Origin of the sequence: Ideonella livida (genome assembly GCF_010499455.1) — a bacterium.
In the GTDB taxonomy this organism is placed as follows: domain Bacteria; phylum Pseudomonadota; class Gammaproteobacteria; order Burkholderiales; family Burkholderiaceae_C; genus Ideonella; species Ideonella livida.
Window position 1 is genome coordinate 137265 of sequence record NZ_JAAGOH010000007.1, and the last position, 12430, is coordinate 149694.

The window sequence follows — 12430 nt, forward strand, 5'->3', positions numbered from 1 at the left end:
CCGGCCGCCCGGCGCATGAAAGTCTGGGTGTCAAGACGAGCAAAGGCCATCCGGGCAGGCTAGGTGCGGTCTGCGGCCACTGTCTTGATGCGGCTCAAGGCAGGGCGCCGCCCCCAGCCGTCAGAGGATGTAGCGTGAGAGGTCTTCGTTGCGCGAGAGCTCGCCCAGCTTGGCCGACACGGCAGCGGCATCCAGGCGCACGGTCTGTCCTGCACGGTTCGGGGCGTCGAAGCTGACCTCGTCGAGCAGGCGCTCCATCACCGTGGCCAGCCGCCGGGCGCCGATGTTCTCGGTGCGCTCGTTGACCTCGAAGGCCACCTCCGCCAGCCGGCGGATGCCGTCCTCGGTGATCTCCAGGGTCACGCCCTCGGTGGCCAGCAGCGCCTGGTATTGGCGGATCAGGTTGGCATGCGTGCTGCCCAGGATGGCTTCGAAGTCCTCCACGCGCAGGGCCTGCAGCTCCACCCGGATGGGAAAGCGGCCCTGCAGCTCGGGAATAAGGTCCGAAGGCTTGGCCAGGTGGAAGGCACCGGAGGCGATGAACAGGATGTGGTCGGTCTTCACCATGCCGTACTTGGTCTGCACGGTCGTGCCCTCCACCAGCGGCAGCAGGTCGCGCTGCACCCCTTGGCGCGAGACGTCCGCCCCCTGGGCTTGGCCGCGGGCAGCCACCTTGTCGATCTCGTCGATGAAGACGATGCCGTTCTGCTCGGCGTTGGCCACCGCGGCGCTGCGGATCTCCTCTTCGTTGAGGAGCTTGCCGGCCTCTTCATCGGCCAGCTGCCGCAGGGCCTCGCGGATCTTGAGCTTGCGCTGGGTCTTGCGGCCCTGGCCCATCTGGCTGAACAGGCCCTTGAGCTGCTCGGCCATCTCCTCCATGCCCGGCGGGGTCATGATGTCCACGTTGGCCTTGGGCTCGGCCAGTTCCAGCTCGATCTCCTTGTCGTCCAGTGCCCCCTCGCGCAGGCGCTTGCGCATGACCTGGCGGGCGGTGTTGTCGGGCGCGGGGGTCGGGGCCGGCGCGGCGGCGCTGCCAAAGCCGAACAGGTTGCCGCTGTCGGTGGCGGCGCTGCGCGGGGGCGGCACCAGGATGTCGAGCACGCGGTCCTCGGCGGCGTCCTCGGCCCGGGCACGGGCGCGCTTGAGGGCGGCCTCGCGTTCTTGCTTGACGGCCGACTCGATCAGGTCGCGCACGATGGTGTCCACATCCTTGCCCACATAGCCCACCTCGGTGAACTTGGTGGCCTCCACCTTGATGAAGGGCGCGTCGGCCAGCTTGGCCAGGCGGCGGGCGATCTCGGTCTTGCCCACGCCGGTGGGGCCAATCATCAAGATGTTCTTGGGTGTGATCTCGGCGCGCAGCTTCTCATCGACCTGTTGGCGGCGCCAGCGGTTACGCAGGGCAATGGCCACGGCACGCTTGGCGGCGTTCTGGCCCACGATGTGGCGGTCGAGTTCGGAGACGATTTCCTGGGGTGTCATCGACATGGTGGTAGCGCTCAGTCCAGCGTCTCGATGGTGTGGTTCTGGTTGGTGTAGATGCAGATGTCGCCGGCGATCTCCAGCGAGCGTTTGACCACCTCCTGGGCGCTGAGCTCGGAGTGGGCCAGCAGCGCGCGGGCGGCCGCCTGGGCATAGGCCCCGCCCGAGCCGATGGCCACCAGGCCGAGCTCGGGCTCCAGGACGTCGCCGTTGCCGGTGATGATGAGCGAATGCTCGCGGTCGGCCACGGCCAGCATGGCTTCCAGGTTGCGCAGCACCTTGTCAGTGCGCCAGTCGCGGGTCAGCTCGATGGCGGCGCGCACCAGGTGGCCGGAGTGCTTCTCCAGCTTGGCCTCAAAGCGCTCGAACAGGGTGAAGGCGTCGGCGGTGGCGCCGGCAAAGCCGGCCAACACCTTTTCGTGGTGTAGCTTGCGCACCTTGCGGGCGCTGGCCTTGACGACGATATGGCCCAGGGTGACCTGGCCATCACCGCCCAGGGCCACCTGCCAGCCGGTGGGGGTCTGGCGGCGCACGCTGACGATGGTGGTGCCGTGATACGAATCCATGCGGTTCTGCGGAGAAGGGAAAGGGGGACGGAAAGGCGCGCACCGTCCGGGCGCACCGGCTGCATGCCCGCTTGGACGGGCCCGCAGGCGCTTGGTGTGCAGCCGCTCAGCTCAGGCGCAGGCGAACGGTGGCGTGCTCGGCGATGCCCATGGCCCCGAACATCAGCGCCACCAGGCGGTGCACCTCGGTGAAGCTGATATGGCGGCCTTCGGCCCGTTTTGCAATGACCCAGTTGAGCAGATCGCCAGCGGCGATGAAGTCCACCCGGATCAGCAGGGCACAGGAGATGTGCAGCACGGTGGATTCGCCCAGCCGGCTGTCGAGCACGGCCAGCACCGCGCTGATGTCACCCGAGAGCTGTCCCGAGAGCTCCAGGGTGGTGATGGCGTGGAGGTCGCCGGTGAGGGCACTCTCCAGCAGCGAGGTGACCGGGTCGCCGATGACCGACAACGGCGCCGAATGGGTGTCCACCTTGGAGTCGCCCAGCCGCACCGTGCACTTGGCCGGCTCCCAGCTGGGGGGCGAGACCTCGTAGGTCACGCAGTAGTCGATGGCCACCTCGTCAAACTGGTCGGCCCGGTTGGCCAGGCGCAGGGCCTCCAGCCGGGACAGCCAGTAGGCCGGGTCCACATCGCGCACGCCCACCGGGGTGGACTCCTGCATCACCGACAGCAGGCGGTCACTGTTGAGCCAGCGCATTTCCACCGTCTGCCGGGCCCACTGGGCAAAGAGCTCCTGCAGCCGGCTGGCGGTGTCGGCCTCGATGAGCATCAGCAGCCGCCAATCAAGCACCCAGGGTTGAGGCAGCTGCATCAGCTTGGAGTTGAGCTGCGCCAGGCCCTCCTGATCCAGCCGAGACGGGCAGACCCAGCCCACCTCGCCGTTGCCGTCGGCCCGCTGCTGGCCTTGCTGGGCAGAGGCCTCCATGACCAGCTTGGGCAGGGAGAACCACTGCGGCGTGGACCGCTGGAACTGCTGGGTGTAGTCGCCGCTGAGGGTGTCGAACCGCGCCTGCTGGCCGGTGGCGCGGTAAAAGTCGAACAGCACCAGCCAGGTGTCGACGTGGGTGTGGCGGGTGCCGTTGCGCGAGATCAGCTGCACCATGAGCCGCTCGCAATGCGCGAAGTCGGCATTGGCGAAGGCGATGACGGGTTCGTCGAGCTCGTGGTCGTGGGCGATCTCGCTGACCTCGATCTCCGACACCCCGGTCTGACTGAACAGCAGCTGGCCGGATTTGGCCGCCGCGGCGGCGGAGGTGGGCGTCAGGGCGCGCTCGGGCTGCAGCGTGGGCGGCGCCATGCCCGGGGCGGGCCGGGCGCTGGCGTGGACGGCCGCGGGCTTGGGGCTGGGGGCGGGCGGCGCCGACACCACGGGGTGGGTGTCGCCGAATTCCATCGGCCGGGTGCTGCCCACCATTTCGCCGCCGACGATGAACTCCGCCGGCAAGGTGGATGGCAGCGCCATGGGGCGGGTGGGGGCCAGGCTGGCGTCGGCCGCCGGCAGAGGCGGGCGCGGCGACGCCGCGGCAGCCGCCTGGGCCCGTGGCATGCCGCCACCAGGCATCGGGGGCCGCATCACCTCCGGGCGGGAGGTGTGCGGCATGGGGGCCGTGGGGGCCCCGCCCACCATCTGCTTCTCGATGGCGTCGATCTTGGCCTTGACGCTGCGCAGCATGCTGTCAGGCAGCTGCGTGGGCTTGATCTCCGGGTCGTCCAGACGGGAGTTGGTGTCCAGCAGGGGGACCTGGTCCCCGGTCAAGCCTTCACGCCGGATGCGCCGCAACATGTCGAACTCACGCTTGCGCACGAAGTCGTTGCGCCGCTTGCGTTCGATCATGGCCTTGAGTTCGGCCTTCTCGACGGAGGCGAACTGGCTGGCGCCGGCGTCCTGCGGCAAGCCGGTCTCCCGGGGCGGCGCATTGCCGGCCACCAGACTCACCATGCGCCGGAGCATGCCGCCACTGCCGTTGTCGCTGGACATCAGGTTCCTGGTCGGGTTTGGAGGAAAACAGCTGTTTTAACTCAATCCCCAAACATTTTCTGCTTCATCTCGCGCCGCTGCTGCGCTTCCAGCGACAGCGTGGCGGTCGGGCGGGCCAGCAGGCGGCCCAGGCCGATGGGCTCGCCCGTCTCGTCGCAGAAACCGTAGTCGCCGCCGTCGATCTTGGCCAGCGCCTGGGAGATCTTCTTGAGCAATTTGCGTTCGCGGTCGCGGGTGCGCAGCTCCAGTGCGTGTTCTTCCTCGATGGTGGCGCGGTCGGCCGGGTCGGGCACGATCGAGGTGTCCTCGCGCAGGTGCTCGGTGGTCTCGCCGGCATTGGACAGCAGGGAGTCCTTCTGGCCTTGCAGCCGGGCCCGGAAGAACGCCAGCTGCTTGTCGTTCATGTACTCGGCGTCCGGCATGGCCAGCAGCTCGGCCTCGGTCAGTTCATGGCCGGCCTTGGTCTTCCAGGCATTGGCCAGTTTGGGGTCTGGCTTGGCGGCGGGCTTGGGGGCAATCATGGGTTCGGGGTTCGTGTTCGTCGAGGTCGACTTCGGGGAGAAGCGGTCCTTGAAGCTCGCTGTGGACCGGGGGGCCGCTTCGGTGGCCCGGGGCGGGGCGGGCGGGGTGACCAGGTTGCCCGCCCGGGTGGGCGGCGGACTGGCCAGCAAAGTGGTGCTCGTACCAGCCTTGTCTGGGGTGCCTGGGGCTGCCGGGGGCTTGTTCACGGTGTCTCTCCTCGAACGCTGAGGGCCTGCTGACCCAAGCAAGATCCTGACCGCCATGCCCCTGGGCGCCATCTGACCGGATGGTCAGCACTTCAGGGCGCGCGGATTGTAGCCACGCCCCCGAGGCCTTCCCGGGTCAAAAAAACGTCAGGCCAGGCAGCCTTCCAGACCTTTTATCAGGATGTCACGGGGCAGGTCGATCCCGATGAACACCATCTTGCTCACCCGCGGTTCGCCGGGGGCCCATTTCGGTCCCAGGTCGCTGCCCATGAGCTGGTGCACGCCCTGGAAGATCACCTTGCGCTCGGTGCCCTTGAGGTGCAGCACGCCCTTGTAGCGCAGCATCTTGGGGCCATAGACCTGCACGATGGCGCCCAGGAAGTCCTCGAGCTTGGCGGGGGACAGCGGCTTGTCGGCCCGGAAGACGAAGGACTTCACGTCGTCGTCGTGGTGGTGGTGGTGCGCGTGGCCGTGGTGGCAGGCTTCGCCCGGGGCGTGGTCATGACCGCAGTCGTGGTCATGGTCATGGCCGTGGTGGGCGTGGCCGTCCTCGGTCAGGAAGTCCGGGTCGATGTCGAGCTTGGCGTTGAGGTTGAAGCCCTTGAGGTCAAAGACCTCGGCGATGGCCACCTCGCCGAAGTGAACGGTGCGCTGCGGCGCGCGCGGGTTCATGTGCTTGAGGCGGTGTTGCAGCGCGGCCAGGGCCGGCGCCTCTACCAGGTCGCTCTTGCTGATGAAGATCTGGTCGGCAAAGCCCACCTGGCGCTGCGCCTCCACGCGGTTGTCCAGTTGCTCCTGGGCGTGCTTGGCGTCCACCAGGGTCAGGATGGAGTCCAGCAGGTAAGCCTCGGCCACCTCGTCGTCCATGAAGAAGGTCTGCGCGACGGGGCCCGGGTCGGCCAGGCCGGTGGTCTCGATCACCACGCGTTCGAAGTCCAGTTCGCCGCGGCGCTTGCGGGCGGCCAGGTCGGCCAGGGTGGCGCGCAGGTCTTCACGGATGGTGCAGCAGACGCAGCCGTTGCTCATCTGGATGACCTGCTCATGGGTGTCGCTCACCAAGATGTCGTTGTCGATGTTCTCCTCGCCGAACTCGTTCTCGATCACGGCGATCTTCTGGCCGTGGGCCTCGGTGAGCACGCGCTTGAGCAGGGTGGTCTTGCCCGAGCCGAGGAAGCCGGTGAGGATGGTGGCGGGGATGAGGGCCATGGTGATGTTCTGCAAGGGGAGGGGCGCCATGCTGCGGCCGGAGGGCCGCGGCGGCGTGGCACAGGGGCCCGGACTCTGTGGCAGCGTCCCTGGCCCTGTCAAGCGGATCGGGTATTCTGCGCGCACCTCCACTTCCGGCACAGCAGTCGTGTCCGAACCCCAGTCTGGCCGCCCGCCGCGTGGCGGGCCTTCCTTGGCGGCGCGCGGCGGCGTCACCGCGCACCCCGGCGACCGTCGCACGCTGTTCGAGCGCCTGGTGGAGTTCATCTCGCCCGGGCCCGACTCCAAAGACGAGCTGATTGAGACCCTGGCCGAGGCGGAGCAGCGTTCGCTGATCGAGCCCGAGTCCCGTGCCATGCTTGAAGGCGTCCTGCGCATGGCCGACATGGCCGCCGGCGACGTGATGGTGGCCGCACCGCGCATGGACGTGCTGGAGATCGAGGCCGACTATGAGGACCTGCTGGCCACGGTCATCGAGACCGGCCACTCGCGTTTCCCCGTCACCGAGGGGGGGCGCGAGAACATCATCGGCATCCTGATGGCCAAGGACCTGCTCAAGCTGCAGCGCGCGCCCGAGCTGAACCTGCGCACCCTGCTGCGCCCGGCGGTGTTCGTGCCCGAGAGCAAGAACCTCAACGAGTTGCTGCGCGATTTCCGCAGCAATCGCAACCATTTGGCCATCGTCATCGACGAGTTCGGCAATACCGCCGGCCTGATCACCATCGAGGACGTGCTCGAGGAGATCGTCGGCGAGATCGAGGATGAATTTGACGAGGCCGATCTGAGCGCCGGGGTCTACACCTTGGCCGACGGCAGCTACCGTGTGGCCGGCGATGCCGACATCGCCACCGTCAACGCCGCCTTCGGGGTGCAGTTCGCCCAGGACCAGTTCGACACCATCGGCGGCCTGCTGGCCGACCGCCTGGGGCATGTGCCGCGGCGCGGCGAGTCCCTGGACCACGGCCCGCTGAGCTTCACCGTGATGCTCACCCGGGGCGGGGCGGTGCGCTGGTTCAAGGTGCGGCGTCTGCCACCGCCCGGTCCCACGCCCGAGGCGCAGGGCGGATGAGCCCCGCGCTCCTGCGCGCGGGCCGGCTGCTGGCCGCCGCGCTGGCCGGTGGTCTGCACACCCTGGCCTTTGCGCCCTGGGAGCTGTGGCCGCTGCAGGTGCTGTCCATCGCGGCGTTGGTGGCACTGCTGCAGGGGCAGGGGGCCCGCGGGGCCGCCGCGCTGGGCGTGGCCTATGCCAGCGCCTGGTTCACCAGCGGGCTGTGGTGGCTCTACATCAGCATGCACGACTATGGCGGCGTGCCGGCGGTCCTGGCCGCCTTGGCGGTGCTGCTGCTGGCGCTCTTCCTGTCCCTGCACCTGGCCGTGGCCTTGGCGCTGTGGGCCCGTTGGCGCCCGGCCCGGCCCGCCGCCGCCGCCGGGGGCTTTGCCCTGGTCTGGCTGGCGGCCGAGCTGGCGCGTGCGCAGGCCTTCACCGGCTTTCCCTGGATGGCTTCGGGCTATGTCCACAGCAGCGGGCCCCTGCAGCCCTGGGCGCCTTGGGTGGGGGTCTACGGGCTGGGGGCGCTGGCGGCCTGGTGTGTGGCCGCGGCGGTGCTGGCCTGGTGGCCCGCGGGCCGGGCGCCACGCGCGGGGCGGCGGTGGCTGGTGGCCGGCGCGCCGGCCGCGCTGGTGGTCGGCCTGGGCCAGATCCTGCCCCAGGACTTCACCGAGCCCGCCGGCACCCTGCGGGTCAGCCTGCTGCAGCCCAGCGTGCCGCAGGACGTGAAGTTCGACCCGGACCGCATCGTGGGCAACCTGGCGGCGTTGTCGTCCATGCTGGTGCAGGCGCAGGGTCAGCTGGTGGTGACGCCCGAGTCGGTGGTGCCGCTGAGCTTGGACCAGTTGCCCGAGGGCGCTTGGGAAGCCATGACCGCCCCGTTCCAGGCCCCCGGCCGGGCGGTGCTTGTCGGGCTGTTCACGGGGGACACGGAGCAGGGCTTCGTCAACTCCCTGCTGGGCGCAGGCGCGGGTGCGTCACCGGCCGGCTATGTGTACGGCAAGCGTCACCTGCTGCCCTTTGGCGAGTTCGTGCCGCCAGGCTTCCGATGGTTTGTCGAAGCCATGGGCATACCCATGGCCGATCAAGCCAGCGGCCGGCAAGAGGCGCCGCTGGCGGTGGGCGGGCAGCGGGTGCGTCCGCTGATCTGCTACGAAGACCTTTTCGGCGAGGACTTCGCCGGCGTCTTCCTGCGTGAGGACGCACCCACGCTGCTGGCCAACGTCAGCAACCTGGCCTGGTTTGGCCGCTCCATGATCCAGGAGCAGCATCTGCAGTTCTCTCGCCTGCGGGCGCTGGAGTTCCAGCGGCCTTTGGTGCGCGCCACCAACACCGGCGCCACCGGGGTGGTGGACCACCAGGGGCGCTGGGTACAGGCCCTGCCGGCCTGGACACCCGGTGTGCTGGAGGCCACCGTCACCGGCCGCACCGGCACCACGCCTTATGCCCACTGGTTGGGCCGCCTGGGCCTCTGGCCCTTGTGGGGCGTGGTGCTGGTCGGGGCGGCGGTCCTGTTGCGCCCGGGCCGTGGTCAGCCTTGAAGGCCGCCGTGCCCGCGGCGCTGACGCCTGCAGGCACCCTTTGCGCGTCATTCCGAGCGGGAACCCCCCTCTTAGAATGATGGATTCGTCCGGTTCATTGACACGCCCCGTCCCATGATCACCTTCCAGGATCTGATTCTTCGCCTCCAGGACTACTGGGGCCGCCAGGGTTGCGCCCTGCTGCAGCCTTACGACATGGAGGTCGGCGCGGGCACCAGCCACACCGCCACATTCCTGCGCGCCATCGGCCCCGAGCCGTGGAAGGCCGCCTATGTGCAGCCCAGCCGCCGCCCCAAGGACGGCCGCTATGGCCAGAACCCCAACCGTCTGCAGCACTACTACCAGTACCAGGTGGTGCTCAAGCCCGCGCCGGCCAACATCCTCGAGCTCTACCTGGGCTCGCTGGAGGCCCTGGGCTTTGACCTCAAGAAGAACGATGTGCGCTTCGTCGAGGACGACTGGGAGAACCCCACGCTGGGCTGCTGGGGCTTGGGCTGGGAGGTCTGGCTCAACGGCATGGAAGTGACCCAGTTCACCTATTTCCAGCAGGTGGGCGGCATCGACTGCAAGCCCGTCACCGGCGAGATCACCTACGGCCTAGAGCGCCTGGCCATGTACCTGCAGGGCGTGGAGAACGTCTACGACCTGGTGTTCACCGAAGGCCTGAAATACGGCGACGTGTTCCTGCAGAACGAGGTGGAGCAGTCCACCTACAACTTCGAGCACTCCGATGTGGACTTCCTGCTCACCGCGTTCACCGCGCATGAGAAGCAGAGCAAGTACCTGATGGAGCAGCGTCTGGCATTGCCGGCCTACGAGCAGCTGCTCAAGGCCGGCCACACCTTCAACCTGCTGGACGCCCGTGGGGCCATCTCGGTGACCGAGCGCGCCGCCTACATCGGCCGCATCCGCACCCTGGCCCGTGCGGTGGCGCAGAGCTACCTGGACAGCCGCGCCCGCCTGGGCTTCCCCATGGCCCCCAAGGCCTGGGGCGAGGAGGTGGCCGCCAAGCTGGCTGCCGAGGCCCTGAAGAACGACGCCAAGAACGAGAAAAAGGCCGCCTGATCATGACCACGAAGACCCTGCTCGTTGAACTCTTCGTCGAGGAACTGCCGCCCAAGGCCTTGAAGAAGCTGGGCGATTCCTTCGCCGGCGTGCTGGCCGACAGCCTCAAGGCCCAAGGCCTGGCTGCCGCCGACGCGGCCGTCACCGCCTTTGCCTCCCCGCGCCGCCTGGGGGTACAGGTCAGCGCCGTGGCCGACCGCGCCGCCGACCGTGCCCAGCGCCTGAAGCTCATGCCGGTGGCCGTGGCCCTGACCGCCGACGGCCAGCCCACCCCGGCCTTGCTCAAGAAGCTGGCCGCCGTGGGGGCCGACGCCTCCGTGGTGCCAGGCCTGCAACGCGCCCCCGATGGCAAGGCCGAGGCCCTGTTCTGGGATTCCACCGTGGCCGGCGCCAGCTTGGCCGAGGGCCTGCAGAAGGCCCTGGACGAGACCCTGGCCAAGCTGCCGATTCCCAAGGTCATGACCTACCAGCTGGCCGATGGCTGGAGCGACGTCAAGTTTGTGCGCCCAGCCCATGGCCTGATCGCCCTGCACGGCGCCGATGTGGTGCCCATCCAGACCCTGGGCCTGAGCGCCGGCCGCAGCACCCGCGGCCACCGGTTCGAGGCCGCGCAGGCGGTGGTCACGGTCGAGAGCGCCGAGTCCTACGCCGGCCAGCTGCGTGAGCAAGGCGCCGTCATCGCCAGCTTTGCCGAGCGCCGCGCCGAGATCGTGCGCCAGCTCACCGAGGCCGCTGCCAAGGAAGGCTTGAAGCCCATCGACGACGAGGCCCTGCTGGACGAGGTGACCGCGCTGGTCGAGCGCCCCAACGTGCTCACCTGTCAGTTCGAGCCCGAATTCCTGGGCGTGCCGCAGGAGTGCCTCATCCTCACGATGAAGGCCAACCAGAAGTACTTCCCGCTGCTGGACAGCCACGGCAAGCTCACCCACAAGTTCCTGATTGTCAGCAACATCGCCCCGGTCGACGCCAGTGCAGTGATCCAGGGCAATGAGCGTGTGGTGCGACCGCGCTTGGCCGACGCCAAGTTTTTCTTTGACCAAGACCGCAAGAAAACGCTCGAGAGCCGCGTGCCAGGCCTGGCCAAGGTGGTGTATCACGGCAAGCTGGGCACCCAGGGCGAGCGCGCCGAGCGCGTCAAGTCCATCGCCCACGCCATCGTCAACCAGCTGCGCATGGCCACCGTGCCCTACACGGTCGAGGCCAAGGACGAGTTCGAGGTGCTCGACAGCAAGGTGGCCCAGGCCGCGCTGCTGGCCAAGACCGACCTGCTGACCGACATGGTCGGCGAGTTCCCGGAGCTGCAGGGCATCATGGGCGCGTACTACGCCCGCCATGAAGGCCTGCGCGACGGGGTGGCCATCGCCATCGAAGACCACTACAAGCCGCGCTTTGCCGGTGATGCCCTGCCGCGCAACCACACCGGCACCGTGCTGGCCCTGGCCGACAAGCTGGAGACCCTGGTGGGCCTGTTTGGCATCGGCCAACTGCCCACTGGTGACAAGGATCCGTTTGCCCTGCGCCGTCATGCCCTGGGCGTGATCCGCATCCTGGTCGAGAAGAACCTGCCGCTGGATCTGCCGGAGCTGCTCAAGTCGGCTGTGCCGGCCTTTGGCGAGCTGATCGCCGACCCCAGCGTCGCCCTGCTGGGCTTCTTCCAGGACCGTCTGGCCGTGGCGCTGCGCGAGCAGGGCTACACCGCGCAGGAGGTGGACGCTGTGCTGGCGCTGGCGCCGGCCCGCCTGGGTGACGTGCCTAAGCGCCTGGAGGCCGTGCGTGCCTTCGCGGCGCTGCCTGAGGCGGCTTCGCTGGCCGCCGCCAACAAGCGCGTGGGCAACATCCTGAAAAAGGTGGAGGGCACGCTGCCCACCGAGGTGCAGCCGGCCCTGCTGGCTGAGGCCGCCGAGCAGGCCCTGGCCGCGGCGCTGGCCGAGGTGCAGCCGCAAGCCGACCGCCTGTTCGAGCTGCACGACTACGCGGGCTCGCTGCAGGCGCTGGCCGTGCTCAAGGCCCCGGTGGACGCCTTCTTCGACGGTGTGATGGTCAATGCCGAGGACCCGGCGCTGCGCGCCAACCGCCTGGCCCTGCTCAACCGCCTGCACGGCGCCATGAACCGGGTGGCCGACCTGGCCCGCCTGGCGGCCTGAGCAGCGCCCCGCCAGCCTCCGATCGCCCCGCCTTGGAGTTGTCATGGTCCAGCACCGCGCCCAGCAAGCCATCAAGCTGATCATCCTCGGCCGCGATGGCATCCTCAACCGCTTCCGTGAGGACCACGTCAAGGAGCCGGCGGAGTGGGAGCCCCTGCCCGGGGCACTGGAGGCGGTGGCACGCCTCAACCATGCAGGCTGGCATGTGGTGCTGGCCACCAACCAGGGCGGCATCGGCCGCGGCCTGACCGACATGGCCAGCCTGAATGCGGTCCATGTGCACATGATGAAGGCGCTGGCGGCCAAGGGCGGCCGCCTGGACGCCGTCTTCCTGTGCCCCCATGCACCCGAGGAGCACTGCGACTGCCGCAAGCCGCTGCCAGGCATGATGCGGGACATTGCCAGCCGCTATGGCGTGGACTTGAAGGCCGTGCCCATGGTGGCCGATACCCTGCGCGACCTGGAAGCCGCCCGTGCGGCAGGCTGTCCCGCCCATCTGGTGCTGACCGGCCGTGCCGCCCTGGTGGACCCGGCCGAGGTGGCCCAGTGGCTGGCTGCGGTGCCGGGCACCCGGGTCCATGCCGACCTGGCCGCGTTCGCCAACCATCTCCTTCACCCGGATGAGCCCGGCGCAGACCTGCTGCCCGGTGCCCCCAACCCCTGAACCTC

Annotated in this window: 10 protein-coding genes; 5 read left to right on the forward strand and 5 right to left on the reverse strand. The window is 68.9% G+C overall.

Annotation, left to right across the window (positions count from 1 at the left end):
- Positions 1–120: 120 nt before the first annotated feature.
- The 5 genes from hslU to G3A44_RS08250 form a co-directional block, all read right to left on the reverse strand.
- Positions 121–1488: an ATP-dependent protease ATPase subunit HslU gene (gene hslU, locus G3A44_RS08230; protein WP_163457029.1), complete on the reverse strand. Its 1368-nt coding sequence runs from the start codon at positions 1486–1488 to the stop codon at positions 121–123.
- 11 nt (positions 1489–1499) lie between these two features.
- Positions 1500–2048, reverse strand: a complete 549-nt coding sequence (gene hslV / locus G3A44_RS08235; RefSeq protein ID WP_163457030.1) for an ATP-dependent protease subunit HslV — start codon at positions 2046–2048, stop codon at positions 1500–1502.
- Between the two features lie 106 nt (positions 2049–2154).
- A complete protein-coding gene (locus G3A44_RS08240; protein WP_163457031.1) occupies positions 2155–4029 on the reverse strand; it encodes an STAS domain-containing protein in 1875 nt (624 codons plus the stop codon).
- Between the two features lie 41 nt (positions 4030–4070).
- Positions 4071–4757 (reverse strand): RNA polymerase-binding protein DksA, encoded by a 687-nt coding sequence (dksA, locus tag G3A44_RS08245; RefSeq protein ID WP_310734344.1) that lies wholly within the window; start codon positions 4755–4757, stop codon positions 4071–4073.
- 147 nt (positions 4758–4904) lie between these two features.
- A complete protein-coding gene (locus G3A44_RS08250; protein ID WP_163457073.1) occupies positions 4905–5963 on the reverse strand; it encodes a CobW family GTP-binding protein in 1059 nt (352 codons plus the stop codon).
- Between the two features lie 148 nt (positions 5964–6111).
- Here G3A44_RS08250 and G3A44_RS08255 point away from each other — a divergent pair, with 148 nt between their 5' ends.
- The 5 genes from G3A44_RS08255 to gmhB all read left to right on the forward strand — a co-directional run bounded on the left by G3A44_RS08255 (position 6112) and on the right by gmhB (position 12425).
- Positions 6112–7032 carry a CorC family transporter gene (locus G3A44_RS08255; RefSeq protein ID WP_375138640.1) on the forward strand — a complete coding sequence of 307 codons (921 nt, stop codon included), beginning with the start codon at positions 6112–6114 and terminating at the stop codon, positions 7030–7032.
- Positions 7029–8552, forward strand: a complete 1524-nt coding sequence (gene lnt, locus G3A44_RS08260; protein ID WP_163457032.1) for an apolipoprotein N-acyltransferase — start codon at positions 7029–7031, stop codon at positions 8550–8552. The genes G3A44_RS08255 and lnt overlap by 4 nt, the downstream gene beginning before the upstream one ends.
- 114 nt (positions 8553–8666) lie before the next feature.
- Positions 8667–9617 (forward strand): glycine--tRNA ligase subunit alpha, encoded by a 951-nt coding sequence (gene glyQ / locus G3A44_RS08265; RefSeq protein WP_163457033.1) that lies wholly within the window; start codon positions 8667–8669, stop codon positions 9615–9617.
- Positions 9618–9619: 2 nt separating this feature from the next.
- Positions 9620–11761: a glycine--tRNA ligase subunit beta gene (gene glyS, locus G3A44_RS08270; RefSeq protein WP_163457034.1), complete on the forward strand. Its 2142-nt coding sequence runs from the start codon at positions 9620–9622 to the stop codon at positions 11759–11761.
- Between the two features lie 43 nt (positions 11762–11804).
- Positions 11805–12425 (forward strand): D-glycero-beta-D-manno-heptose 1,7-bisphosphate 7-phosphatase, encoded by a 621-nt coding sequence (gene gmhB, locus G3A44_RS08275; protein WP_163457035.1) that lies wholly within the window; start codon positions 11805–11807, stop codon positions 12423–12425.
- The last annotated feature ends 5 nt before the right edge of the window (positions 12426–12430 follow it).

What these genes read in the sequence shown, in the direction of transcription:
- G3A44_RS08240 (WP_163457031.1), bottom strand. Translation starts at nt 4,029, where the DNA reads ATGTCCAGCGACAACGGCAGTGGCGGCATGCTCCGGCGCATGGTGAGT.
- gmhB (WP_163457035.1), top strand. Translation starts at nt 11,805, where the DNA reads ATGGTCCAGCACCGCGCCCAGCAAGCCATCAAGCTGATCATCCTCGGC.
- hslV (WP_163457030.1), bottom strand. Translation starts at nt 2,048, where the DNA reads ATGGATTCGTATCACGGCACCACCATCGTCAGCGTGCGCCGCCAGACC.
- G3A44_RS08250 (WP_163457073.1), bottom strand. Translation starts at nt 5,963, where the DNA reads ATGGCCCTCATCCCCGCCACCATCCTCACCGGCTTCCTCGGCTCGGGC.
- lnt (WP_163457032.1), top strand. Translation starts at nt 7,029, where the DNA reads ATGAGCCCCGCGCTCCTGCGCGCGGGCCGGCTGCTGGCCGCCGCGCTG.
- hslU (WP_163457029.1), bottom strand. Translation starts at nt 1,488, where the DNA reads ATGTCGATGACACCCCAGGAAATCGTCTCCGAACTCGACCGCCACATC.
- glyQ (WP_163457033.1), top strand. Translation starts at nt 8,667, where the DNA reads ATGATCACCTTCCAGGATCTGATTCTTCGCCTCCAGGACTACTGGGGC.
- glyS (WP_163457034.1), top strand. Translation starts at nt 9,620, where the DNA reads ATGACCACGAAGACCCTGCTCGTTGAACTCTTCGTCGAGGAACTGCCG.